General features: G+C 70.9%; 17 protein-coding genes, 2 tRNA genes and 1 pseudogene. 6 read left to right on the top strand and 14 right to left on the bottom strand.

Features of this window, described 5'->3' with window-relative positions; genetic code table 11:
* Positions 1 to 15: 15 nt before the first annotated feature.
* The 7 genes from Q0963_RS06185 to Q0963_RS06155 all read right to left on the bottom strand — a co-directional run bounded on the left by Q0963_RS06185 (position 16) and on the right by Q0963_RS06155 (position 10,460).
* Positions 16 to 1,197, bottom strand: a complete 1,182-nt coding sequence (locus tag Q0963_RS06185) for a Gfo/Idh/MocA family protein (RefSeq protein WP_299444218.1) — start codon at positions 1,195 to 1,197, stop codon at positions 16 to 18.
* 157 nt (positions 1,198 to 1,354) lie between these two features.
* Entirely contained in the window at positions 1,355 to 2,425 is a 1,071-nt protein-coding gene (locus Q0963_RS06180) for a LacI family DNA-binding transcriptional regulator (RefSeq protein WP_299444215.1), read from the bottom strand.
* 201 nt (positions 2,426 to 2,626) lie between these two features.
* Entirely contained in the window at positions 2,627 to 4,468 is a 1,842-nt protein-coding gene (locus Q0963_RS06175) for a hypothetical protein (RefSeq protein ID WP_299444212.1), read from the bottom strand.
* A 7-nt stretch (positions 4,469 to 4,475) separates the two neighbouring features.
* Positions 4,476 to 8,018 carry a hypothetical protein gene (locus Q0963_RS06170; protein WP_299444209.1) on the bottom strand — a complete coding sequence of 1,181 codons (3,543 nt, stop codon included), beginning with the start codon at positions 8,016 to 8,018 and terminating at the stop codon, positions 4,476 to 4,478.
* Between the two features lie 232 nt (positions 8,019 to 8,250).
* On the bottom strand, positions 8,251 to 9,471 hold the full coding sequence (locus tag Q0963_RS06165; protein ID WP_299444206.1) for a hypothetical protein: 1,221 nt from the start codon (positions 9,469 to 9,471) through the stop codon (positions 8,251 to 8,253).
* Between the two features lie 405 nt (positions 9,472 to 9,876).
* A tRNA-Arg gene (locus tag Q0963_RS06160) sits at positions 9,877 to 9,949 on the bottom strand.
* Between the two features lie 73 nt (positions 9,950 to 10,022).
* Positions 10,023 to 10,460, bottom strand: coding sequence for a hypothetical protein (locus Q0963_RS06155; protein WP_299444203.1), 438 nt, complete (start codon positions 10,458 to 10,460; stop codon positions 10,023 to 10,025).
* Positions 10,461 to 10,630: 170 nt separating this feature from the next.
* Between Q0963_RS06155 and Q0963_RS06150 the strand changes: the two genes are divergently transcribed.
* The gene (locus tag Q0963_RS06150) at positions 10,631 to 11,377 is read left to right on the top strand and encodes a response regulator transcription factor (RefSeq protein ID WP_299444200.1); all 747 of its coding nucleotides are present in this window, start codon (positions 10,631 to 10,633) and stop codon (positions 11,375 to 11,377) included.
* 3 nt (positions 11,378 to 11,380) lie between these two features.
* The gene (locus Q0963_RS06145) at positions 11,381 to 12,892 is read left to right on the top strand and encodes a cell wall metabolism sensor histidine kinase WalK (RefSeq protein ID WP_299444197.1); all 1,512 of its coding nucleotides are present in this window, start codon (positions 11,381 to 11,383) and stop codon (positions 12,890 to 12,892) included.
* Positions 12,893 to 12,996: 104 nt separating this feature from the next.
* Here Q0963_RS06145 and Q0963_RS06140 read toward each other — a convergent pair whose 3' ends face one another.
* The gene (locus Q0963_RS06140; protein ID WP_299444194.1) at positions 12,997 to 13,488 is read right to left on the bottom strand and encodes a GNAT family N-acetyltransferase; all 492 of its coding nucleotides are present in this window, start codon (positions 13,486 to 13,488) and stop codon (positions 12,997 to 12,999) included.
* 128 nt (positions 13,489 to 13,616) lie between these two features.
* On the opposite strand from Q0963_RS06140, the pseudogene Q0963_RS06135 reads away from it, so the two are divergent.
* The 3 genes and pseudogenes from Q0963_RS06135 to Q0963_RS06125 all read left to right on the top strand — a co-directional run.
* Positions 13,617 to 15,641 (top strand): annotated as a pseudogene (locus Q0963_RS06135) (ArnT family glycosyltransferase); the annotation flags it as partial.
* The gene (locus tag Q0963_RS06130; protein ID WP_299444191.1) at positions 15,641 to 16,132 is read left to right on the top strand and encodes a GtrA family protein; all 492 of its coding nucleotides are present in this window, start codon (positions 15,641 to 15,643) and stop codon (positions 16,130 to 16,132) included. The pseudogene Q0963_RS06135 and the gene Q0963_RS06130, both read left to right, overlap by 1 nt.
* Positions 16,133 to 16,227: 95 nt before the next feature.
* A tRNA-Ser gene (locus tag Q0963_RS06125) sits at positions 16,228 to 16,317 on the top strand.
* A 252-nt stretch (positions 16,318 to 16,569) separates the two neighbouring features.
* On the opposite strand, the gene Q0963_RS06120 is transcribed toward Q0963_RS06125, so the two are convergent.
* From Q0963_RS06120 to Q0963_RS06105, 4 genes are all read right to left on the bottom strand, one after another.
* Positions 16,570 to 17,313: an SDR family oxidoreductase gene (locus Q0963_RS06120; RefSeq protein ID WP_299444188.1), complete on the bottom strand. Its 744-nt coding sequence runs from the start codon at positions 17,311 to 17,313 to the stop codon at positions 16,570 to 16,572.
* Between the two features lie 51 nt (positions 17,314 to 17,364).
* Positions 17,365 to 18,180 carry a carbohydrate ABC transporter permease gene (locus Q0963_RS06115; protein WP_299444185.1) on the bottom strand — a complete coding sequence of 272 codons (816 nt, stop codon included), beginning with the start codon at positions 18,178 to 18,180 and terminating at the stop codon, positions 17,365 to 17,367.
* Positions 18,177 to 19,103 (bottom strand): carbohydrate ABC transporter permease, encoded by a 927-nt coding sequence (locus Q0963_RS06110; RefSeq protein ID WP_299444182.1) that lies wholly within the window; start codon positions 19,101 to 19,103, stop codon positions 18,177 to 18,179. The genes Q0963_RS06115 and Q0963_RS06110 overlap by 4 nt, the downstream gene beginning before the upstream one ends.
* 107 nt (positions 19,104 to 19,210) lie before the next feature.
* The gene (locus Q0963_RS06105) at positions 19,211 to 20,566 is read right to left on the bottom strand and encodes an ABC transporter substrate-binding protein (protein WP_299444179.1); all 1,356 of its coding nucleotides are present in this window, start codon (positions 20,564 to 20,566) and stop codon (positions 19,211 to 19,213) included.
* A 264-nt stretch (positions 20,567 to 20,830) separates the two neighbouring features.
* Here Q0963_RS06105 and Q0963_RS06100 point away from each other — a divergent pair, with 264 nt between their 5' ends.
* Complete coding sequence (locus Q0963_RS06100; RefSeq protein ID WP_299444176.1) at positions 20,831 to 21,859, top strand: AraC family transcriptional regulator; 1,029 nt, start codon at positions 20,831 to 20,833, stop codon at positions 21,857 to 21,859.
* A gap of 25 nt (positions 21,860 to 21,884) precedes the next feature.
* Here Q0963_RS06100 and Q0963_RS06095 read toward each other — a convergent pair whose 3' ends face one another.
* Positions 21,885 to 23,363 carry a mannitol dehydrogenase family protein gene (locus Q0963_RS06095; RefSeq protein WP_299444173.1) on the bottom strand — a complete coding sequence of 493 codons (1,479 nt, stop codon included), beginning with the start codon at positions 23,361 to 23,363 and terminating at the stop codon, positions 21,885 to 21,887.
* Positions 23,364 to 23,505: 142 nt separating this feature from the next.
* Positions 23,506 to 24,948: an LCP family protein gene (locus Q0963_RS06090; protein WP_299444170.1), complete on the bottom strand. Its 1,443-nt coding sequence runs from the start codon at positions 24,946 to 24,948 to the stop codon at positions 23,506 to 23,508.
* Positions 24,949 to 24,985: the final 37 nt, after the last annotated feature.

Genomic DNA, 24,985 nt, shown 5'->3' with positions numbered 1-24,985 from the left:
CAGGTCCTTGTCGGGTCAGGAGAGGGTGACGGCGGTGCCGCCGTGGAGGGCGGACCGGGTGACGGCCGCGAGGACCTCCATGTTGTGTAGTCCGTGGCGCAGCGAGGGCACGGGCGGGATCTTCCCCACACCGGCCACCTGGTCGAGGAAGGCCCGGGACTGCCAGGCGAAGAGGTCGTTCTGCCCGTAGCCGACCGACGGGAAGTCCATCGCCAGGCCACGGGTCAGGCCGGGGTGCTGAGGGCCGAGGAGCACCTCGCGGACGCCGTTGGTCTCGGCTCCGGGCCCCTGGTCCGCGAAGGTGAAGACCCCCGGATGGTCGAGGTCGAACCCCGCCATGCCCGTGGACCCGAACACCTCGAAGCCGAGGCCGTTCGGGCGCCCGTGGGCGACGCGCGAGATCGAGAAGGTGCCGACCGCGCCGTTGGCGAAGGTGGCGGTGAAGGTGGCGATGTCCTCGTTGTCGACGGTGTCGCGTTCGGCGCTCACCGCACCGCCGGCGGCGTGCCCGACGACGGCACCGACCGGCACCGGGCGGGTGGTCGTGAAGGTCTGGAAGGTGCCGCCGCTGACGCTCGTGATCGGCCCGCAGACGTACTCCCCGAGGTCGATCATGTGGCTGCCGATGTCGGCCAGCGCGCCGCTGCCCGGGCCGCCCTTGTAGCGCCAGCTGATCGGCGCGTCGGCGTTGAGGGCGTAGTCGCACCAGTAGTGCCCGTTGAAGTGCCGCAGCTCGCCGATGCCGCCGGCCTCCACCTGCGCGCGGATGGCGTTGATGGCGGGTGTGCGGCGGAACGAGAACCCGACACCGGACTGGCTGTCGGCAGCGTCGGCGGCCGCGACCATCGCCCGGGCGTCCTCGACCGACGGAGCCAGCGGCTTCTCGCACAGCACGTGCTTGCCGGCGGCGAGCAGCGCCTCGACGACCGGCCGGTGCAGCTCGTTGGCGATGGCGACGGACACGACGTCGATGTCGTCGGCCTCCACGATGTCCTGCCAGGAGGTCACGGCGCGCTCGTAGCCGAATCGCTTGGCCGCGTCGAGGGCGAACGGCTCGTGGGCGTCGGCGACGGCGACGAGCCGCACGTCGGGCAGGTCGAGGTCGTACAGCTGGGTGGCGGAGCGGTAGCCGGCGCAGTGCGCGCGGCCGACCATGCCGGCGCCGATGACGGCCACACCGAGGGACGGGGAAGACATGCGAGTGGGCCTCTCTTCTGGGGCCGGGCGTGGCCCGTCTGGCAGTGGTCAGCAGTGCGCTGCACTCAGCATGGGACCGGTCCCATCCTCATGTCAATGGCTTGTCTGCATATGCTGACATTTGCTCGATCGGCCGGGTCGGCCGGGTCGGCCGGGGCTAACCGGCAGGCGCCGGCCCGGTGGTCGAGCGCGGGAGGACCGTCGGCACGAGCAGGGTCTCGACGGCAGCGCGCCGCGGGTCGGCGATGCGCGATACCAGGCGCTCCGCCGCCAGGCGCCCCATCCCCACGATGTCCGTGTCCACGGTGCTGAGGCGGATGTGCTGCGCCGCACCGAGATACGTCCCGTCGAAGCCCATCACCGAGATCTGCTCGGGGACGGCGAGGCCCGCATCGCGAACGGCGGCGAGGACACCGACGGCGGCGGCGTCGCAGCCGGCGAAGATCGCGGTCGCTCGTGACTCCGCCGGTACCGCCAGCAGCCGCCGAGCGGCGGCGTACCCCCCGGCCTCGGTGGTCTCGTCGGTCTCGATGCGGGCCTGGCGAACCAGACGGCGCTTCCGCATCCAGGCCAGGTACGCCTCCCGGCGCAGGTCGAAGCCGCGGCCCAGGTCGCCGGCGACGTGGTGGATGCGACGGTGGCCGAGCGCCCCGAGGTGGTCCATCGCCGCGGCGGCTCCGGCCAGGTCGTCCTGGGCGACGACATCGACCCGGTCGTGCCGGATGTCACGGCCGCCGAGGACGACGCTGGGGATCCGCGCAACGGCGTCGATGAGCTCCGGCGCCTCGGGGGTGGTGCCGGCGAGGATCAGGCCGTCGAGGCGCAGGTCCATGAAGGAGCTGACGACGCGCTGGTCGAGCCGCCGGTCGAGTCGGCCATCGGCGATGAACGGCAGCAGCCCGGCGGAGGTCAGCCCGACGCTGACGCCTTCCATCACGTCCGTGAACCACGGCTGGCGGATGTCGTGCAGCAGGACTCCGACGATGTGGGTGCGGCGCTGCGTCAGGCTGCGCGCCAAGCTGTTGGGCCGGTAGCCGAGCTCCTCGATCGCCGCGAGCACCGCGTCCCGCCGGGCCGGGCTAACGTGCGGGGAGTCCTGCAGGACCCGCGAGACGACGGACTTCGAGACCCCCGCGTGAGCGGCCACCATGCGCAACGTGACATCGGGCGCCGCGGCCTCGCCGCCGGACCGGGCCGGACCGGCCTCGGGTCCTCCTGCCCTCGTCATGACCTCGAGTATCCCCGGTCTCATGGCTCCGTCCGGCCGATCAGCCGCTCCGGCGCGAGGTCCGCAGCCCTGCACGAAGCCCGGGAGCAATCCCGCCCGGCGACAGCGACCAGCGACCGTCCCGCCAGAGTGGGCTGGCGCCATGGATGTCTCATCCAGTCAGTTGCCGTGGACGGCGTGCGGGTGGTCGCCGGTCGCCGCCTAGCGCCACCCGGCGTGCCGTGCCATTTCCTGGATGCGCCGAATGCGTTCACGCTCCTTGCTGCGCCTGAGCTCCCTCTCCATCCGTCGACGCGACAAGAAGGGGTCGACCCCGAGATAGGCGACGAGCAACGCCCTCTCGTCGCGGCGATAGCCCGCGGCCAGACCCAGCCCGACGTCCCCACGGAGCAGGGAAAGCTGAAGCCGGCTCAGCTCGGCGTGGTACGTCGCCGGCAGCGGGATCCGCGCGAGCTCCACGGTCCATGTGGCGGCGAGGAACGCGGCGTCGTTCACCTGCTCGGCGATCGCGGACGCCCCCTTTGCCACCCACGGACCGTAGCCGTCGGCCTCGAGCCGTGCTGCTAGCGCATTGAGCTGCCGGATCGCATCGTCCTGGACACCGTCGATCCACCGCCATGCCTGGGCAACACGTGGCGAGTACACCAGTGTCGCTCTGCGGTGGAAGTAGGAGACGACGTCCTTCTCGTCGGTCTTCCGTCGCTTGTCCACCTCGAGGATGGCTTGCTCGGACAGTGGGGTCTTGCGGCTGAGCCACCACAGGTCACCTGGACGGGTAGCGCGGACCTCCTGGAGAGTCTCGGCAATCTCGAAGCCGCCTCCGACGATGACGATGGCGTCGGCGAGGGTCTCAGCCTCCTGGTGCATCCGTACCTCGTACCCGTGCACCAGGTAGACGTAGCGGTTGACGTCCTTCGGGCGCGCCACGTCCCACTCCTCGCTGCGCCCGAGCCGGATCGCCTGCAGGACGTGGGGTGCGATGTACGGCTCATAGACGTTCCGGGCGTAGGACGCGGCGGTCATCTCGAGATTGACCTTGGCCAACTTCGCGCGGAGCGCACCGAAGAGCACCGCCTTGGCGACTTCGAGGATCACCGTGCCGGTGAACTTAGGTGAGAAGCGGCTCACCTTTTGGAAGCCGCCCGCGAGCCGGCCGGTTCGGGTCCGCACGTTCGCGACGTCTCCTGCCACGTCGTCGGTGACAGCCGCAGCCGCCCGAGGTGCGGACCCGGCCGAGGGCGCGTCGTCCGAGCCGACTGACGTGGCCGTCCGACTCGAGCGCTTCGTCGCGACGTCGTCGTCGACGCCACGAGAACCCGTTCCACGTTCTGTGCCAGACACCCCCCGCTCTGCGGCGGAACCCGAGCCCGCCCCACCTGTCGCCGCGGACGGCTGCCCCAGGGCGCCGTACAGCTCGCGGGTGCGGTCCACGACGACGTCGACCGTGCCCTGCTCCGTCACTGACACCGCGAGGGCCCGGATCCGGCCCGCCCGTAGTGCTTCGTCGAGGTCCCGCGCGAGGCGTTTTGCCGCACGGCGCTCAGGTCCCGCCAGCTTGCGGGCGCGTGCGCTTATCTCGGCGATGCGGTCCTTCAGCCATTCACGCGACAGCTGAGTCGTGCCGCCCTTGATCTTCGTCACCTGCACGTTCCCGCCCGCGTCTGCGGTCAGGACGACCCGGTTGGTGGTTCCGAGCACCGGATTGCCGCCTCCGGTCTGGAACTTGGCCTCGATGACGACGTAGGTTCCGTCCGGCTGGACGAGCAACCCGTCGAGGATGTCGACGTTGACGTTGCGACTCGGGACCCACACTGACTGCGTCCCGGCAGGCAGCCGCCGCAGCACCTCGCGGATGGCCTCGTGCTCGCCGGTCATCCCCTTGGCCTGATTGAGGCGGTAGCCGGGCTTGTACCCGCGCTCCGCGGCGCGGGCGAAGAACCCCCGCGCCGTCTCGAGGAGGTCGTGCAGTTCCCGGTCGGGGATGCTGACGAGCTGCTGCGGTCGCTTGAGGACCGTGACACCCTCGGGGAGATTCCCGCTCACGGTGCCGCTATCCGTCGTCAGGTGGGGGTGGGCCCGGGGGCAGGTCGGGAGTGCCGATCGTCACCGGGCCGCCGCCCTCGATGACGTAGCGGGCGTCGACGTCAGGGTCCTCGAGGTCGTCGCCGAGGATGCGGGCCGCGCGCCGCAGGTTCTCCAGGGCGGCCTCACGCACGTCTTCACGAGCGTCGAGGACGTCGACCGCGCGGTGTGCCAGCTTGAAGTCCTCGAGCAGGGGGCGTGCGCCGGGGAGGGCCTCGATGTATGCGGAACCCGTCGGGACTACAACCTCGTCGCCGTGGACGGGGTCCGTGAGGAGCAGCTTCCTGAAGCGTTCGAGGAGGGCCGGCCGGAGCTCCTCGAAGCCCTCGTCGTCGAGAGACTCGCGAAGATGGCAGACATAGCGGGCGAAATCCTCCCGGCTGATGTTCCCCGGGTCGTGCGGGTCGATCAGCCGAAATCCGGCGTCGACGTACGGCTCCAGCAGGTAGTCGGTGAGGGGGTTGGACTCGCGGAGCGGAAAGATCAGGTAGTTGCCCTTGAAGCCCAGAAGGTCGTCGAGGTCCGCGACCTCGGCGAGGGTGCGTTCGTCCTGCACGACCTCCAGGTCCGGCGTGAACGCGAACTCCACGGCTCGGCGCTCGACCACCGACCCGTCCGCGGCCACCGTCTGCCTCGTGAGGTCGAGGTCACCCAGGAACTCGTACGTTTGCCCGGCGGCCGCCGGCCGGAAGCCGGGGACCTTCGTCATCCGCAGCCGCATGAACCGCTGGTCGGGGTGCTCGTAAGCCCACACAGCCTGCATGTAGTGGCAGATGTTCTCCTTGAGGTGGACGAGGAGGTCGGCGATACGCAGCTCCCACTCCTTGAACGCCTGTTGGGCCCGGGTGTACTTCTCCGTCGCCTCGGCGTAGGCGCTCACCTCTCGCTGCAGCGCCAGGGTGACTCGCTTCACCTCCTCGACCGCGCGCTGCTCGTGGTTGCGCGCAGCCTCCTCGCGCATCCGGGCGGCCTCGGGGTCCTGCCCACCCCCGAGGAAGCTCTCCTTCAGATCCGAGAGGAAGCCGTCGGTCTCCTCCTCGGAAGCCGCCTTGATCCGGGCCTCGACGGCCCGGCGGAGTGCCTCGTACCCCTCGCTGGCCTGCTCCTTGAGGGCGTACAGGTCGTCCTTGAGTCGGTCGACGATCGCCTTGTGGTCGAGCATCGCCGTGTACAGCGCGTCGCGGGCGACCTTGTCGCCAGCCAGGGGCCCGCACACGTAGTCGAGTGCCGCCTCGTACCTGTCGTCGAGAAGGGCGCGCCGCAGGACCCAGCCGTACCGGATCGCGAAAGCTTCGTCGACCTCGTTCGGTCGGGGGAGGTCCTGCGCGACGAGCACAACCGGCTGGGCGGCGTGGATACGCTCCGTCACCCGGAACCGCCGCTGGAGCTCGAAGAACAGGTAGGTCACGGTGAGCTCGGTGTTGGGATTAGAGATCTCCCCCATCTCGACGTCCTCGGTCTCGAAGGCGGACTCGCTCGAGACATCAAGGGTGCGCTCTTGGCGATACTCCTGGCTGGCCTTGATGACGGCCTCACGGAAGGACTTCTTCGTGTCGTCGGAGGCGCTCTCGGCGTCGTGGTCCGTTGACGTGGTGCTGTCGCCCTTGGCGATGCCGAAGTTGTACGTACCTTCGGCCGTGATCGAGAAGTTCGTCTTCGCCTGGGCCTTCCGGATGATGTCGGTCTCGGCCCGCGTGGTCGTGTCGAACTCGTCGCGGCGGATCGAGGAGTTCTTCTCGATCTCCTTCTCGGCACGCTTTCGCGTCACGCGCATCTTCTTCGTGTACTTCTTGGTCTCACCGGGGGCGAGCGTGATGGTCCGCACGAGTTCGCCCACCTGGTACGTCACGGGTTCCCATCGCTGTCGGTAGGTGACCGTCAGGCCGAAGTTGACCGCGCGCTCCTTCGCGTCGGCCCCGAAGGCGGTGAACGAGTAGGGACCCCTGAGGATCCGGTGGAGTCGGTCCAGCAGCGAGCGTGGCGTGCTGTCCGCCATCTCGTTGAAGTTGCCGACATCGGAGGTCTTGTCCGGCAGTGGGACACCTCCGATGCCGCCGGGTGGGTCCGGAGGGCTGGGGGGAACCGGGGGCGGCGGAGGGAAGTCGGGGCCCTGCGGCAGACCGGGGTCGACGAGGATGCCGTCGTCCCTGCCGAGGTGGGCCCTCGGGCCCGCGGGGCGCTGCAGGTACAGCGCGCGGGGTGCCGGTTCCACTCCGGCGGACGCGACGAGGTCCGCTTCATGGCCCAGCGCGGCCAGTGGCCGCATGCCCCCGCGGAGGCGGGCTTCCCCGGGGTCGCCGCCGAGGTCCTGCACGCGGGTGAATGCGGCCCGGGCCAAAGGCTCGACCCGCTCGTCGAGGAACTCTTTCCACACGTGCGGGAAGGCAATCCCCAGCTGGTGGAAGTCGAAGTACGCGGGAACGTCCGCTGGCCCCGGTGCCAGCGCGAAACTGCGGATGTTGCCGACGATGTCCCCCTGCCCCGGCCTGGTCCCGAGCTCGCTGAACGGCGCGTCGACGTCGCCCACCGTGCGGGCCACGAGCTCCTCGATACCGGTAGATGCCGGCTCCGGGCTCTCGGGTTCGGGCGGTTCGTCTAGGCCGTCTCCGGCGTCACCCGGCGTAGCTGGGGGCGCGAGGATGTCTGCGGCGCAACGTTCGTCGTAGGTCTCCTCGAGAAAGCGCTCCAGGTCCGTGTCGAGCTCCGACAGGCGGGTGGGTCGTGTTCTAGCGGACTCGTCCTCCCCCAGCCGCAGAACGGCCTCCAGCTGGTCCCGCGTCAGCGAGCCAGGCGCTGCGTCGAGCAGCTCCTGAAGCAGTACTCGTTGCTCGGCCGTCAGGAAGTACCTGGTTCGGCGAGGCCCGCCGTCGGTGGCGTTGGCGGGCCGCCGAATGCGGGTCACCCCTCGTTCGAGGGCCACGGCGGCGAGGGCCGCGACACTGCGGTCGGGGTCGTCCTCGAGGGCGAGCAGCTCACCCTCGGCGACGTCCTCGGGTCGGGTCGAGACGTCGCGGAGGAACGCCTCCCGGAAGGTGGTCTCGTAGGCTTCCGCCTCTTGCCGACGTACCTCCACGCGTGCCCGTGCGGTGGTCCTCCACTCTTCGTCGAGCGCGGCTAGGGCACGCGCCCGCTCACGAAGACCCTGCGCGATGGACGCGGTGTCGAAGGGCGTCTGGGACGACGGGAGCCCGCGGCTCTCCAGGAGATCGGGATCAATGTTGATGAGGAAGCGCTCGCGTCCCCCCGGGCTCGTGACCCTCGGCTTGGTCTCGTGCAGCTCCACCGCATCCGAACCCGCGGCGTCAGGCCCGGACACGACCAGCACGAGGGTGAGCGGCCCACCCGTGCCTAGCCGACTGTCCACGTCGATCTGGAACGAGCCGTCGGGCTCGGTGACATCGCTTCCCAACCGGACGTCTGCGCCCTCGACGCGACGTTCGAGGGCAGCCACGACCAGGTCCGGCAGCCCGCGCCGGGCTGCGGCGTCCACGACACGACCGGCGATGTTCATACCCGCTGGATCAACTCCTCGAGGATCACAGCAAAGTAGCAGTGCCAACGGCCACCGTGAACCCCTCGGCCCTGGCCCGGCAGAGTCTCGGCCCCGGTCATGTGCGTTCGTCTCACGCGCAGCTATCTCGTCCTGATCACGGCCGACAGCGGGCTGTGCTGATCACTCATCGCTCCGGCACGAGCGCCGAGGCACACGTCGCCCCGTCACCGACGCCCCCGGAGCAGTGCACCTAGTCGGACGCTCCAAGGTTCGGTCGATGCCAGGCAACCCACGCTGAGACAGAGGCCGCGAGAACGAACATCGCCACCAGGACATGGGACAACTCCACCTCGACGGCGACGCCGGTCCCGCTCGGGGTTGCACCGAGCGCATAGAAGGCAACGCCAACGCCCCCCAGGACGCAAGCAGGAGTGAAGATCCACGTCCACACCCTGAGCATGCTGGACTGCAGCAGACGAGCCGATGAGCTCGGCGGGCGACGAACCAACACCTTCCCGTGCCGCAGCCGCGACGGGATCCGGATTCCGCCCCTGTGGCGTACCGCCGTTCGCGTCTCGAAGCGCGCGCCCCAAAAGCGCACCGGCATCTGCAGGCTGTCGTATAAGAAAAGTGCTGCGAAATAGAGGCCGGCAGACGTGCCCAGCGCGGCGAATGCCAGCCATTGGAAGAGCGTCGGCTGCTGCTGCAGCGCGTTCTGCAGAAGGAACGTCGTGAGCCCAACGATCACGGTGCCGAGTCCGGCGGCCGTATTCATCTTCGATTTGATCTTGGCCCGCACGGCTTCCTCCTCGTCGGGCCCGTCGTCTGAGATGGTCCACAAGAGGCGCCAGCGTTTACCAGCACGAACCAGGCAGACCAGCTCCCCGCGAGCCACCGGTACCGGCTGACCAACAAGTGCCGACGCCAGGTAGCCGATCAGCGGATCGTTCCCGACGAGCAGAGGCGCGTCTTTGCGTGCGCCGCGTGCTTCCGTGTCCCCAGTCGAAGAGGAGTCCAGCCAGCAGCGCAGGCGAGTGAACGCCTCTTGACTGGGTGAGTACGCCGTCAGCGCAAGCGCCGGATCTAGGCAAGCCGTCGCGTGGTCGGGCAGAGGCCGGCCCATCCATCGCTGCCGGCGGCTCCCGAGTGGCGGGGGATGGCTGGCATCGGCCTCCGGCTCAGGATGGACAGCGAAGCGCCCAGACGGCGTGCCGCCCGAGCGTTCCAAGGTTTCCGACACTCCCAGAGTCAGCAGGTCGAGCGTCTCCTGTACTTCCGGCACCGCAGCACTCGTGCACCAGAGCCGGATCCGGCGGTCCGTCTCGTGACGCCACTCCGACGCGACCCATTCGCCCCAGCGACTTGCGACTTGCCGAACGCGTTCCGACCCTTCCAGTGTCAAGTGTCCCTCGAGGTGCGCGGCATGTCGCATGAGGAACAGGTAGTCATCCTCGGTCACAGTGATGCGCATTGCTCCTCCCGATCGACATCCCGAAGCAGCACCTCCATGATCCGGACTGGAGCCGTGGACGACAAGCGCAGGTGGGCAACGGCCGACCTCCCACACAGCCGCGGGAGTGACCAACGTGCCGCCACGCACCGAGACCAGCGCCAGGGTGGTCGGCTGGTTGTCCGACTTCGACGCGTGACGATTGCGCCATGGCCGTGCGTGCCCAGCACAAACGCTGTCTGCACCTACTGGCACCCGCTGAGCCTGCCCAGGCATGCACGGGGTTTTTGGCAGCCCACGCGGTGCGTCCCGGGGGCCCGTTTCGGGGCCCACGCACCCGGAGCGAACCAGCAGGCTGCCGGGCACGAGTAAGCCCCCGACAGCGTTTCCGCTGGCCGGGGGCCCGTCGTCTGTCTCAACACAGAGCGCGCCCGAAGGGATTCGAACCCCTAACCTTCTGATCCGTAGTCAGATGCTCTATCCGTTGAGCTACGGGCGCCCGTCGCGCGTCAGCGCAACGACTGAGCAGACTACCGGAGGCCCCACCCGCCCGAGAAATCGGGCCGAGCGGATCAGATGGGCGACGCCGTGGGGGTCGGGACGTTGGCATCCGAAGGGTCGCTGGAGCCCGGCGCCTCCTGGCCGGGACGTGCCCCACCGTCGCTGCCGTCGCGGGGCCCGCCGGGACGGTCGCCGCCGAAGCCCCGGGGGTCGCCACCACCGTCGCGGCGGTCCGAGCCACCCGGCCCGCCGGGGAACTGGCCCTGGCCGCCCCGGCCGAACTCCCCCACCCCGCCCCCGTCGGTCCGGGCGATGGCCGCGCTCGCGCCGAGCGCGCCGACCACTCCCACGACGAGGGCCGCGACAACCGCCACCGCGGTCCGTCGTCCGGACCACTGGCCGGGCGAGGACCCGCCCGATGCCGGGCTGGGGTCGGGCGCCACGTCGTCCGCGGCCGGGGTCGCGTCGGGCGATGCGGGCGGGCTGTGCTCGTCGGGGCGCTCGCTCATGGGGGTCCTTCTCTCGATCGGCGGGGACTCGGCGACAGCAGCGTGGCGACGGCGGCTGTGGCGAGCCTGTGGCGGACCCAGGGCGGCCCTGGCAACCTGAACGGGTGGCCCACAGGAAGCGCACAGCCGGCGCACCGGATCGTCCTAGCCGGGACGCCCAGACTCGACGCATGCCGAGCCGCCAGCAGACCGCCCCAGCCCCCGCCCCGGCCCTCGCCCGACTCGACGGCAGCCCGGTCCGGGTCCTCGTCGTCGACGACGAGCCCAACCTCACCGAGCTGCTCTCGATGGCGCTGCGCTACGAGGGGTGGGAGGTCCGCAGCGCGGCGAGCGGCATCCAGGCCGTCCGCACCGCGAAGGAGTTCGGGCCCGATGCGGTCGTGCTCGACATGATGCTCCCGGACTTCGACGGCCTCGAGGTGCTGCGCCGGATGCGCGGCGACGACCCCAACGTGCCCGTGCTCTTCCTCACCGCCAAGGACGCCGTCGAGGACCGCGTGGCGGGTCTCACGGCGGGCGGCGACGACTACGTGACCAAGCCGTTCAGTCTCGAGGAGGTCGTCGCCCGGCTCCGCGCGCTGATGCGGCGCACCGCCGTCGCCACCGACGAGGGCGACTCGATGCTCGTCGTCGGCGACCTCACGATGGACGAGGACAGCCACGAGGTGACGCGCGGCGGGACCGCGATCCAGCTCACCGCCACCGAGTTCGAGCTGCTCCGCTACCTCATGCGCAACCCCAAGCGGGTCCTGTCCAAGGCCCAGATCCTCGACCGCGTCTGGAACTACGACTTCGGCGGCCAGGCCAACGTCGTCGAGCTGTACATCTCCTACCTGCGCAAGAAGATCGACGTCGGCCGGTCCCCGATGATCCACACGATGCGCGGCGTCGGCTACGTGCTCAAGCCGGCCGACTGACCGATGCCCACCCTCCCCCGCCTGCCGGCGGGCCCGCCCGGGCCGTCGCACTGGACGCTGCGGGCCAAGCTGCTCGCGTCGGTCCTCGCCCTGTTCACCGTCGTCATGCTGGCGACGAGCGCCCTCACCGTGCTCGAGACCCGCCGGTACCTCGAGGCCCGGCTGACCCAGGACCTGGAGGGCGCCCTCAACCGCACCGGGGACCGGCAAGGTCTGCCCGACCTCGACGCCGACGGCGACGGCCGGGCTCCCCCCTTGAGCGGCCGGGGCGGAGCGCCGGGCGGGGACAAGATCCTCGTCCTCGGTCTCACCCCCGACGGTGCGGTCACCACCGACCCGCGCACCGACGCCGAGCTCAACAGCGTCGTCCTGCGCAACGGGGACTACGGCTCGTTGGACGCCGACGCGGTGGAGCGGGTCACCGCCTCCCTGGACGGCCGGCAGCCCGTCCGGGTGGCTCTCGGCGAGTCCGTCGGCGAGTACCTCGTCACGGCCCGCTCGACGCGCGACGGCGGCACCCTCGTCGTCGGCGTCTCGACCGCTCCCGCCGACGAGCTGCTCGCGAAGCTGCTGGCGCTCGTCGTCGGCGGGACGGTCGTCGGTCTCGTCCTCGTGGGCGCGGGAGGTGCGGTCGTCATCCGGCGGAGCCTCGCGCCCCTGGACCGGGTGGCCGCCACGGCCCGCCAGGTGTCGACGCTCCAGCTGGACTCGGGCGCCGTCTCCCTGGGGGTCCGGGTGCCCGAGAGGGACGCCGACGGGCGCACCGAGGTCGGGCAGGTCGGCCTGGCCATCAACACCATGCTGGACGACGTGGAGCAGGCGCTGCAGGCCCGCCAGGACAGCGAGATGCGGGTGCGGCAGTTCGTCGCCGACGCCTCGCACGAGCTGCGGACCCCACTGGCCTCGATCCGTGGCTACGCCGAGCTGACCCGTCGTGAGGACGACCCGGTGCCGCCGACGGTGACGCACGCCATCGGCCGCGTCGAGTCCGAGGCCCTGCGGATGCAGGAGCTCGTCGAGGACCTGCTGCTGCTCGCACGCCTCGACTCCGGCCGGCCCCTGGAGCGCGAGCCGGTCGACCTCTCGCTGCTCGCGATGAACGCCGTGAGCGACGCCCACGCCGCCGCGCCCGACCACGCGTGGGAGCTCGACCTGCCCGACGAGCCGGTCGAGGTCACCGGCGACGGCGCCCGCCTGCACCAGATCCTCGCCAACCTCCTCGCCAACGCCCGAACCCACACCCCGTCGGGCACCCGCGTCGTGACGTCGCTGCGGCCCGAGGGCTCGATGGTGCGGATCTCGGTGTCGGACAACGGCCCGGGCATCCCGAAGGACCTGCAGGGCAAGGTCTTCGAGCGGTTCACCCGCGGCGACGACTCGCGCAGCCGCGCCCAGGGCTCGACGGGCCTCGGGCTGTCGATCGTGGCGGCGGTGGGCCAGGCGCACGGGGGGCGGGTCGAGGTCCGGTCCGACCCGGGCGACACGACCTTCTCGGTCCTGCTGCCCGCCACCTGAGCCCGCGGCGGCCCTCGTCGCAGGACTTCGTCAGCGCCGCACGACCTCGCAACCCCTGCGACCCTGACATTCCGGGGTGACCCCGCAATGTCGGGGCTCGGGGGTCAGAGGCGGAGGCGGTACGCGACGAGGTCGATGCCGGCGCGGGGCGACCAGTCGCGCTCGGGAGTGCGGACGAAGCCCAGGCGCTCGTACAGGCGATGCGCGGCGGTCATCCACGACCCGCTCGACAGGGCGACGGCGTCGCAGCCCGCCGCCCGTGCCCGCCGGACGCACTCGTCACTGAGCAGCCGGCCGACCCCGGCACCGCGGGCGTCCGGCGCGACGGCGAGCATCCGCACCTCGGCCTCGCCGGGCCCGCCGACCTCCGCGAACGGGGTACCGGGGGGGACGTACGTGACCGTCCCGACCACCGCCCCGAGGGCGTCGGTGGCCACCAGCAGGACGGCGTCACGGGCCCGGGCATCGGCGTCGAGCAGCCGTGCCGCATAGGGGTGCTCGGCCGTGATCGTGCCGTCAGCCGCGTAGGCCGCGAGGGTCAACGCCCCGACGGCGTCGTGCTCCTCGGCGCGGGCCGGGCGGATCGTCACGTCCATGGACCCCATCCTCGCTCAGGCGGCCCGCGGGCGCTCTGCCGGTTCGCGCGCGCGCCGGCGCCGATCTCTGGCGGTGGCGACAGGCGTGCCACAGCAGCCGCACAGACGCCGCCGGAACCGTGGATGTCATGGACACCGCGACCCTGCCGACGACCCCGCGCGACGAGGCCGACCCGACCCCGGCGGCCTCCACGCCGCCCCCCGCCCGCGACTCCGGGTCAGCCCGCGCTCGCGCGCGGGTCCGGACCGCCCTGCGCGGTCCCGAGACCGACCCGGCGTGGGCCCGCCCCGGGCTTCTCGCGCTGCTCGTCGTCACCGGCGTCGCCTATCTCTACAACCTGACGGCCGGCGGGTGGGCGAACAGCTTCTACTCGGCGGCCGTGCAGGCGGGCAGCGTCTCGTGGACGGCGTACTTCTTCGGCAGCTTCGACGCGAGCAGCGCCATCACCGTCGACAAACCGCCCGCATCCCTGTGGGTCATGGCGCTGTCGGTGCGGCTCCTCGGCCTCAGCTCGTTCGCGATGCTGCTGCCGCAGGTGCTCATGGGCGTCGGGACGGTCGCCGTCGTGCACGCCTCTGTGCGCCGCTGGTTCGGCCACGGCGGCGCCCTCCTGGCCGGGGCGGTCATGGCGCTGACCCCGGTGGCCGTCCTCATGTTCCGGTTCAACAACCCGGACGCACTGCTCGCCCTTCTCATGGCGCTGGCCGTCTGGGCGACGCTGCGGGCCGTCGAGGCAGGGTCCATCCGGTGGATCGCCCTGGCCGGGGTGTTCGCCGGCTTCGGGTTCCTCACCAAGAGCCTCCAGGTGCTCCTCGTCGTCCCGGCCGTCGCGCTGGTCTGGATGCTGTGCGCCGACACGACGCTGCGTCGCCGGCTTCTCGGCGGTCTCGCCTCGGCCGGGGCGTTCCTCGCCTCCGCCGGCTGGTGGGTCGCGATCGTCGAGCTGGTGCCGGAGTCGATGCGCCCGTACATCGGCGGCAGCCAGACCAACTCGTTCCTCGAGCTGACGTTCGGCTACAACGGCCTCGGCCGGCTCGACGGGTCCGAGGTGGGACGCGTCGGTGGCGGCGGCAGCCCGTTCTCCGACGGCGTAGGGCTGCTGCGGATGTTCGGCTCCGTCGTGGGCGGCCAGATCTCGTGGCTCCTCCCGGCGGCGCTCGTGCTCCTCCTCGCGGGCCTGGCGTTCCGCGGCCGCGCTCCCCGTACCGACCGCCGTCGCGCGGCCTACCTCGCCATGGGGCTGTGGCTGCTCGTCACGGCCCTGGTCTTCTCGTCCATGGAGGGCATCTTCCACGAGTACTACACGGTCGCCCTCGCGCCGCCCGTCGCCGCCCTCGTCGGGATGGGCGCCGCCGAGGCGTGGGAGCGCCGGCGCAGCGACTCGGGGGCCCTCGCCCTGGCGATCGCGACCCTCGTGACGTCGGGGTGGGCGTTCGCCCTCCTCTCCCGCACGACGGAGTACGGCGACTGGCTGCGGGTCGGGGTGCTCATGGTCGGCCTCGCGGCAGCGGTGCTGTTCCTCGTCGTCGGCCGTCTTTCCCGCAGGGTCGCCCTCGCCGTTGCCGGAGCCGCCCTGGTCGGCGCTCTCGCGGGGCCGGCCGCCTACGCGGCGACCACTCTCGCGACCGCGCACAGCGGGTCCATCGTCACGGCCGGGCCCGCCACCAGCAGCGGTGCCGGGGGCGGTCGGGGCGGCGCCCCGGCCGGTGGCGTCCCGGGCGGCACGACCGGTCAGGCTCCCGGCGGCACGACCCGTCAGGCCCCCGGCGGAGGTGCGGGCGGCCTCCTCGACGCCTCGGTCCCCGACGCGGCGGTCGTCGAGGCCCTGTCGGCCGATGCCGACAGCTACGACTGGGTCGCCGCAGCGGTCGGCTCACAGAGCGCGGCCGGCCTCCAGCTCGGCACCGAGCTGCCCGTCATGGCGATCGGCGGGTTCAACGGGTCAGACCCCGCCCCAACGTTGGAGCAGTTCCAGGAGTACGTGGACGCCGGCCGGATCCACTACTTCCTCGCCGGTGGCGGTTTCGGCGGCCAGCAGGGCGGGTCCGAGGCTGCAACGGAGATCGCGGCCTGGGTGTCGCAGCACTTCACCGAGGTGACGATCGGCGGCGACACGTTCTACGACCTCACCCAGCCGCTCGGCTCGGCGTCATGACCAGCACCATGGCGCCCCCATCGACGTCGACCGCCGGACGCGTGGGCGGCGCGGCCCGCACCGGCCGGCTCGGGGTCGCTGCCCAGCTCGTGACGTTCGCGGCGGTGGGCGCGGCGAGCACCGTGCTCCACCTCGGCGGGTTCGTCCTCCTCCGGCAGGTGGGTACCCCCCAGGCCGCGAACGCGGTCGCGCTGCTCGTGGCGGCGGTGGCCAACACCTGGGCCAACCGGCGCTGGACGTTCGGGATCCGCGGACGCGACGGAGCCGCCCGGCACCAGGTGCAGGGGCTCGTCGTCTTCGCGCTGACCCTCGGGATGACCTCGGGAGGGCTTGGGCTTCTCGGCGCCGTGGTACCGGGCGCCCCAACGTGGCTCGAGACCGGGGTCGTCGCGGTGACGACCCTCGGCGCTACCGCAGTCAAGTACGCGGCGATGCGCTGGTGGGTCTTCGGGTCGGCCCACCGCGTCGGGACCGAACGCCGGGGATGACGGTACGGCCGGGGCGCGGCTCGGCGGCCTCGTGCCACCCGAGCCCCCACCGCTTTGCTCGGCAACGGCAGCGGCGGCTACCCTGTGCAGGCGTTGGAGGCGTCGCCTAGTCCGGTCTATGGCGCCGCACTGCTAATGCGGTTTGGGTCTCAAGCCCATCGAGGGTTCAAATCCCTCCGCCTCCGCACATGGAAACCCCCGGGAGCTTGCGACCGGGGGTTTTCCATGCGCGGACGCGGGTGGATGCCGGGAGCGGGTCGCGCCGGTGAGGAACGAACCGGGGCGACCCGCGGGTCCCTCCGCCGACCATCGTTCCGCGTGCGACCGGGGTTTCCCACGTGCGGACGCGGGTGGATGCCGGGAGCGGGTCGCGCCGGTGAGGAACGAACCGGGGCGACCCGCGGGTCCCTCCACCGACCATGCGGGGCTTCCGGCCGTCAGTGGTTCTCGGCGAGGCTCCACATCGTCCACAGCTCAGTGCGCATCCGCCGCGGCTGCTGCAGCGTGTGCAGCACCGCGCCCGCGATGTCACCCGGCTCCATGAAGTGGCCCGACGCCGGGTCGCCGCCCCCGAACCGGCCGTCGGCCGCCGCGAAGGCCGTGTTGACCCCCGCCGGGGCGATGACGGTGGTCCGGATCCCCTCACTGCGCAGCTCGCGGTCGAGCGCGTAGCCGAGGTTGATCTGGGCGCCCTTGGTGGCCGCGTACACGGCCTCCTTGCCGCCGCCGATGAGCAGTCCGGCCACCGAGCCGAGGATGACGATGTCGCCACCGTCACCCTGGGCCCGGAACCGCTGCACCGCCGCCCGCGCGAGCCACACGGTGCCCTTGACGTTGACGTCGACCATGAGCGAGATCTGCTCCGGGCTCATGTCGAGGAGCCCGCCGTAGAACCCGACCGCCGCGTTGGCGACGACCGAGTCCACCCGGCCGAACGCCTCGACGCCGGCGTCGACGAGCGCCTGCGCGGTGGCCTCGTCGCGGACGTCGCCGCCGACCGGGACCACCCGGTCGGCGCCGAGCTCGTCGACGAGCGGGGCCAGCGCCTCGAGCCGCACGTCGCCCGCCACCACCCGCGCCCCGGCCTCGACGGCCTGGCGGACGGTCTCGCCGCCGATCCCGCCACCCGCACCGGTGACGACGACGACGGTGCCGTCGAGGCTACGGATGGGTGCGGGCATCGGGGACTCCTCGGGGGTGGGGGACGGGCCGGACGACGGGAGCGCCGTCGGTCACTTGATGGCTCCCATCGACAGACCGCGCACGAGCTGCTTCTGCGCGACCCAGCCGGCGATGATGACCGGCAGGGCGGCGACGGTCGCGGCCGCGGACAGGACGGCGAGGAACTGACCGCGCCCGTCGACGAAGCTCCCGAGGAACGGCGGCGTCGTGCGTGCCGACGAGCTCGTGAGCAGCGTCGAGAGGAAGTACTCGTTCCAGCTGAAGATGAACGCGATGAGCGCGGCCGCAGCGACCCCGGGCAGCACCAGGGGCAGGACGATCCGGACGATCTCGCGGTACAGACCGGCACCGTCGACGCGGGCGGCCTCGATGATCTCGAACGGCACCTCGAGGAAGAACGAGCGCATCATCCACACCGTCACCGGCAGGTTCACCGCGGCGTAGACGACGGCGAGCGCGTAGATGTTGTCGAGCAGCCCGAGCTCCTTGAAGATCATGAACAGGGGGAGCACGACCGCGGCGAGCGGCATGAACCGGGTGGAGATGAAGAACGTCAGGGAGCCCTCGACGTTCTTGACTCGGCGGATGCTGAGGGCGTACGCCGCGGGGATCGCGAGGAGCACGGCGATGATGGTCGCGGTGACCGACGCGGTGAGCGAGTTGATGAGGTAGCCCTGCATCCCCCGGTCGAACGCGGCCTGGAAGCCCTCGGTGGACGGGCTGAAGAAGAGGCTCGGTGTGGTCGATGACGCCACGGACTCCGGCTTGAACCCGTTGAGGAACATCCAGAAGACGGGGAAGAAGAAGATCAGGACCAGTACCCAGGTGCCGACCGTGGTGAGTGTGCCCTTGGCCTTGGTGTTCATCGTGACCCTCCTGCCATGAAGACCTTGAAGAGCGTGCGGAGCGCAATGGTGGCCACGATGATCGTGAGGACGACCGTGACGACGCCGTAGGCGGCGGCCTCCCCGACGTCGAGGCCGATGAACGCGCGTTCGTAGAGCAGGTAGGCGAGGGTCTTGGTCCCGCCGGTGCCCTTGGTGAGGATGGCGATGGGGTCGAAGACCTGGATGATGATGACCGAGCCGAGCAGCACGCCGATCTCGACGTACATCCGCAGGTGCGGCAGCGTGATCCAGGTGAAGGTCCGCCAGGTGCCGGCACCGTCGACCTGAGCGGCCTCCATGATCGCCTTGTCCTGACCCTGCAGGCCGGCGAGCAGGATCAGCATCATGAACGGCGTGAACTGCCAGGTCAGGACGATGACGACGGACGCGAGCGGGTGCTCGGTGGACCACGACACGACCGGGAGGCCGGTGATCCGGGAGAGCCAGTTGAGGATGCCGATGTTCGTGTCGAACATCGAGTACTTCCAGATCAGGGCGGCCGCGGCCGGCATGATGAGGAACGGGGTGATCATCAGCGTCCGGGCGATGGCCTGCCCGGGGAACTTGCGGTCGAGCAGGAGCGCGAACAGCAGCCCGAAGAGCAGCGACAGCGTCACCGACAGGGCGGTGATGAGGACGGTGGCCAGGATCGAGGGCCAGAGCGCCCCCGAGGACAGGGCGGTGACGTAGTTGTCGAAGCCCGTGAAGCCGCGGTCCTGCGGGTAGAGCAGGTTCCAGTTCATCGTCGAGAAACCGATGGTGACGAGGAACGGGACCTGCGTGAGGAGGATGAGGAAGATGATGGCCGGGGCGGCGAGCCCGCGGGCGGAACGGAACTCGCCCTTCTTCACCCGCCGTGGATCGGTGGCGGTCTTGGCCTCCACCGTGTCGACGTCTGTCATGGACATCCGAGCACTCCCTTGTGCGACGTGGGTTTCGACGGGGTGGGTGCCGGGGCCGACCGTGTGGGGTCGGCCCCGGCACCGCTGATCAGACGGTCACGAGACGGTCAGCCCTTGTGGGCGTCGCCGGCCTTCTGCGCGACGGACTGGCACTGGGCGAGGGCGTCGTCGACCGACGTCCGGTTCGCGATGTAGTCCGCGATCTGCTGCGCGCACTGGTTGCCGACGTCCTGGAACTCGGGGATCGAGACGTACTGGATGCCGACCCACGGCTGCGGGTTGACGCCCGGCTGCTTCGGGTTCACCGAGCTCATGACCTCGAGGGTCAGGGGCGCGTAGGCCGAAGCGGCCTCCTTGTACTCGGGGATCTCGTACGTCGAGGTGCGCGAGCCCGGGGGAACGTTCGACCAGCCGATCTTCTCGCCGACGAGGTTGATGTAGTCCTTCGAGGTCGCCCACTTCACGAAGTCGACGGCGGCGTCCTTGTTCTTCGTGGACGACGGGATCGCGAGGTTCCAGCTCCACAGCCAGCCGGACTGGTCGGTCTCGACGACCGGCATCGGGACGTAGCCCATCTTGCCCTTGACCGGGGAGTCATCCGCTTCGAGCATCGAGGCCGCCACGGTGGCGTCCGCCCACATCGCGGCCTTGCCCTCCTTCACGGCGGTGAGGCACTCGTTGAAGCTGTACGACACCGGGTCGGCCTGGCCCGACTCGTCGAGCATGGTCTTGTAGAAGGACACGGCCTCCTTCCACTCCGGGGTGTCGACCGTCGCGTTCCAGTCCATGTCGTACCAACCGCCACCGAAGGTCTGGATCACCGTCGTCAGCGGGCCGAACAGGTCGCCCCAGCCGGGCTTGCCGCGCATGCAGATGCCGGCCATGTCCGAGGTGTCGACCTTCTTGGCCGCTTCAGCGACCTCCGGCCACGTCGGCGTACCCGAGAAGCTCACACCGGCCTTGTCCAGGACCTCCTTGTTGTACATGAGGAACGACGACTCGCCGTAGAACGGGACGGCGAAGAGCTTGCCCTCGTGGGTGTTGACGTCGCGGACCGGAGGCAGCAGGTCGTCCACGTCGTAGCTCGCGTCGGCCTCGAGCTCGGGAGTGAGGTCGACGAGCCAGCCGTTGGCGCCCCACTGCGGGGTCTCGTAGGCGCCGATGGTGACGATGTCGTACTGGCCGGCGCCGCTCGCGACGTCCGCGGTGACGGCCGCGCGAAGGTCGGCCTCCTCCATCACCTGGAAGTTGACGGTGGTGCCGGGGTTGGCGGCCTCGTACTCCGACTTCAGCTGTTCCATGTCCTTCATCTGGCCGTTGTTGACGGTCGCCACATTGAGGGTCACGTCACCGCCGCCGGCCCCGTCGTCCGACGAGACCGCACCGGACGAACAGGCCGCGAGCGCCATGGCCGACGCCATCGCCCCCGCACTGAACGTGAGTGCTCGCTTCTTCGAGAGCATTCCTGACTCCTTCGGTAGGTACACCGCTCCCGAGGACGGGTGCGGGGTGAGTTCGCGGAGCCGGAGCTCCGAGGGTCCCTGAGCGCTGCGGACCAGGTACACCTCGAAAGTAGGGAGGGGGCCGACATCCCGACAAGGTCCATGTACACCGTGGTTTCGGTACTATCTTTCTCACGCGGCCAGGCCGCCCATCGGCCCGGTCGAGGAATCCCCACTTGGACGGGCGGTTGGTACCGCCTGGGTCAAGACCGCAACCCGGAGGTGGTGACGATTTCATATCGATCCACGGGGACTCCGCGGGCTCGCCTCGTCGACTTCCCGTCCCTGGTCGTCGAGGGCGCGTCCCACGACGAGACCCTGGTCCGCAGCCCCTACCCCCCGGCTCCCCGGCGCGAGGTGATCCCGCCGGACCCGCAGCACGCGATCCGCGCCCTGACCCACGACTTCCCGAGCGAGATCTGCGGCTGGGGCGCGCACCCGGAGTACGAGATCCACCTCATCACCAAGACGCACGGCAGCTTCATCGCCGGCGACTACGTCGGCACGTTCTCGCCCGGCCACGTGAGCTTCATGGGCCCGAACCTGCCCCACGACTGGGTCAGCGACCTCCCCGAAGGCAAGGTCGCCGTCGACCGGGACGCGGTCGTCCAGTTCAGCGACGAGTGGATCCGCCAGTGCATGGACCTCATCCCGGAGCTCCAGGAGATCGACGGGGTCCTCGCCGCCTCGACCCGGGGGCTCGTGTTCTCCGGCGCCACGGCGTGGCGGGCCGCCGAGACCATCCTCGACGTCGTCCGCAGCCGGGGCGCCGAGCAGATGTCGCACCTGTTCGCTCTCTTGGCCCTCTTCGCCCGTTCTCCCGAGGACGAGCACGAGGTCGTCGCCAGCGAGTGGCTGGGACGCCCCACGGACGCCAACTCGCTCGGGGCTGTGGAGGCGGGGCTGTCCTACATCTTCGAGAACCTCACCGGCGACATCCGGCTCGCCACCGCGGCCCAGATGGCGTACATGTCGGAGCCGACCTTCTCGAAGTATTTCAAGAGCGCGACCGGGACGACCTTCAGCGCGATGGTGAAGAAGCTGCGCATCGCGCACTCCCGGCGGCTGCTCGACACCACGGAGGACTCGATCGCCCAGGTCGCCGCCCAGAGCGGCTACCGCAACATGGCGAACTTCAACCGGCAGTTCCTCACCGAGGTGGGGACGACACCGACGGCCTACCGCAAGCTGGAGTCGTCGCAGAAGCCGCCACCCGAGGTGTTCAGCCTGGGCCGGCGCGCCGACCTCGAGTAGCCCCCGCTCGGCCCGCGCCGAACGGTCAGGGTGCGACCAGCCCGAGCGCCCGGTCGAGGGCGCTGTGGATGCCGTCCTCGGCGATGGCGCTGCGGGCCCGCAGGAACTCGGCCCGGAAGCGCGGGTCGCCGCCGAGGTCACCGAAGATCCCCTCGAGCCCGATGAACGCCGCCGGGTCCTCCGCCGTCGCCGCGGCCGCCAGCGCCTCGGCGTGCACGTCCGGCGGGACCTCGCCCGGGCCCAGACCGCCCCGGCCGATGAGCGCCCAGTACTCCGCCCACGCGGCGACCATGAGCGCGCCGAGCGCGATCGGCCGGCCGGCCTCGAGGTTCTCGCGAAGCGGCGGCAGCGTGAACGTCGCCATCCGGTTGGCGCCGTCGGTGGCGAGCCGGACCAGCGTGTCGCGGATCTTCGGGTTGGCGAACCGCTCGAGCAGCGTCGCGATGTAGCCCTGGAGGTCGATCCCGGGCAGCTCTCCGAGGGTCGGGACCGCCTCGTCGGCCATGTAGCGCTCGAGGAAGGCGCGGATCCGCTCGTCGCGCATCGTCTCGTCGACGTGCAGGTACCCCAGGGGGGCGCCGAGGTACGCGATCGCCTGGTGGCTGGCGTTGAGCAACCGCAGCTTCATCAGCTCGTACGGCTTCACGTCGTCGACGAACTGCACGTCCACCGCTTCCAGGTCCGGCCTGCCGAGGGGGAACTCGTCCTCGACGATCCACTGGGTGAACGGCTCCGCCGGCACCGGCCAGCGGTCCTCGACGCCGAACCGCTCGGCGAGCAGCCGGCGGTCGTCGTCCGTGGTGGCCGGGGTGATCCGGTCGACCATGCAGTTCGGGAACGCGACCTCGGCCTCGATCCAGTCCGCCAGGGCGGGGTCGACGAGGCGCGCGAAGCCGACGACGGTCTGGCGGCAGACGTCGCCGTTGCCCTGGAGGTTGTCGCAGGACAGGACGGTGAAGGGCTCCAGGTCGGCCGCCCGACGACGCCGCAGACCCTCGACGACGAACCCGAACGCGGTCCGGGGAGCCTCGAGGTGCGCGACGTCGTGGACCACGGAATCGTCCGCGGGGTCGAACCTGCCGGTCGCCGCGTTCTTGAGGTAGCCGCCCTCGGTCACGGTGAGCGAGACGATGCGGACGGCGGGGTCCACGAGCCGGGCGTACACCTCGTCGGGCTCCTCCGGGCCGAAGAGGAACTCCAGGACGGACCCGACGATGCGCGGCTCGAGCGACCCGTCGGGATGCCGCACGACGAGGGTGTACTCGCAGTCCTGGGCGCGCATGGCGTCCCGCATCACCGCGTCGTGGGGCAGCACCCCCACCCCGCAGATCCCCCAGTCGAGCCCTCGGCCGGACTCCATGAGCCGGTCGAGGTACATCGCCTCGTGGGAGCGGTGGAAGTTGCCGAACCCGAAGTGGACGATGCCCACCGTGGCGGCGGTCCGGTCGTAGCCCGGGGTGGACACGTCAGCCGACGGCAGATCGGCGCTGATCCGTGGCGTCACAGCGAGACTTCCTTTCGAGGGGGGCGGGAGAGCCCACTCGCATACAACCAAGGACCCGGCGCCGCGCCAAGGGGTCAGGGGCTGCGGCGCGGGAAAGCATCGACAGCCCACGGGATGGCATCGAGGCCGGTCCGATCCCCCGTCAGGAGCAGATGTCCTCGTCCGCGGTCCGTGCCTCGATCGTCGAGGTCGGGGCGGGAGCGGTGACCGTCGGGGACGGGATGGGGTCCGATCCGAGCCGGTTGGGGACCTCGACGACGGCCGCGGCGCCCGCGCCGACGGTGACGCGGACCGCCTCGCCCAGGGCGGCGTCCTCCTTCGTCGTCGAGCGGGGGAACGCCGCGGCCACGGTGCGCGCTGCCTCCTCCTGGCCGGGGCCGTGCGTGACGACGACGCCGGAGCTCCGGTCCGCGCTCGACTCCGTCGTCACGGGGGTGAAGCCCTGCACCTGGAGCGCCTCGGCGACCTGAGCGGCCAGCCCGTCGGTGCCCGTCGCGTTGACGACGACGACGGAGATGTCGGCGGGGCTCACCGTGAGCGGGGACGCGGTGGCCGACGGGGTCGGGCTGCCGCTCGCGGTGGGCTCGGTCAGCGGCTCGTCCGCGGCCAGCGCCTGCCACAGGGTGTCGGCCGCCGCGGTCCACTGCACCCGGTTCGGGTCCTGCGGGTACGTCTCGGTGGGGACCGTGACGAAGGCGATGTTCTCGATGCCGGTGTCCTTGACCGACGACGCGATGTCGCGCATCTCCCCGATGCCGAGGTCCTCGTCGGTCGTCAGGGACTTCGTCGCCGCGTCGAGGAAGGAGAGCAGGCGGTCGGGCCGCAGGAGCAGCGAGGTGCGGGTCGCCTCCTGCACGATCGAGGACAGGAACGCCTGCTGGCGCTCGATCCTCCCGAGGTCGGAGCCGTCGCCCTCGGTGTAGCGGACGCGGACGTAGCCCAGCGCCTGCTCGCCGTCGAGCACGTGGCGCCCTGCCGGGAGCGTCAGGTGGGCCTTGGGGTCGTCGATCGCGACGTTCGTGCAGACCGGCACCCCGCCCAGCGCGTCGACCATGCCCTTGAAGCCGGTGAAGTCGACGACGGCGAAGTGGTTGACGAAGATCCCGGTGTCGGCCTCGATCGTGTTGATGAGGCACGCGGGCCCACCGAGGCTGTAGGCGGTGTTGAACTGCTGCACCGGCCACTGGTCCGTCGGCACGGTGGCGTCGCAGTCCGGCGGGACGGGGACCATCGAGTCGCGTGGGATCGACACGACCGTCACGTGCCGGCGGTCGCCGGACAGGTGCGCGATGAGCGTCGTGTCGGAGCGGGCCCCGGTGACGGACCCTTCGTCCGAGGTGCCCTGACCCTCGCGGGTGTCGGACCCGATGAGCAGGATGTTCAGCGGCCCCTCGGGCTCCGAGGGCCGCTCGTCGGACAGGTCCCCGCTGACGTCGACCCGGGTGATGTTGCCCTCGAGCCACCACCAGACCACACCGGCCGCGGACGCCACGACGAGGACTCCCGCGACGACGGCGGCGATGATGCGTCGCCGGCCACCACGACGCTGGGCAGCGGCCCTCGCGGTACGGGATGCCTCCGCCATCGACGACTCCTTCACCGATGAGCGCCCGCCCCACGAC

It is taken from the genome of uncultured Phycicoccus sp. (assembly GCF_947495705.1).
GTDB lineage: Bacteria > Actinomycetota > Actinomycetes > Actinomycetales > Dermatophilaceae > Phycicoccus.
This window is presented reverse-complemented; position numbering and strand designations above follow the sequence as displayed.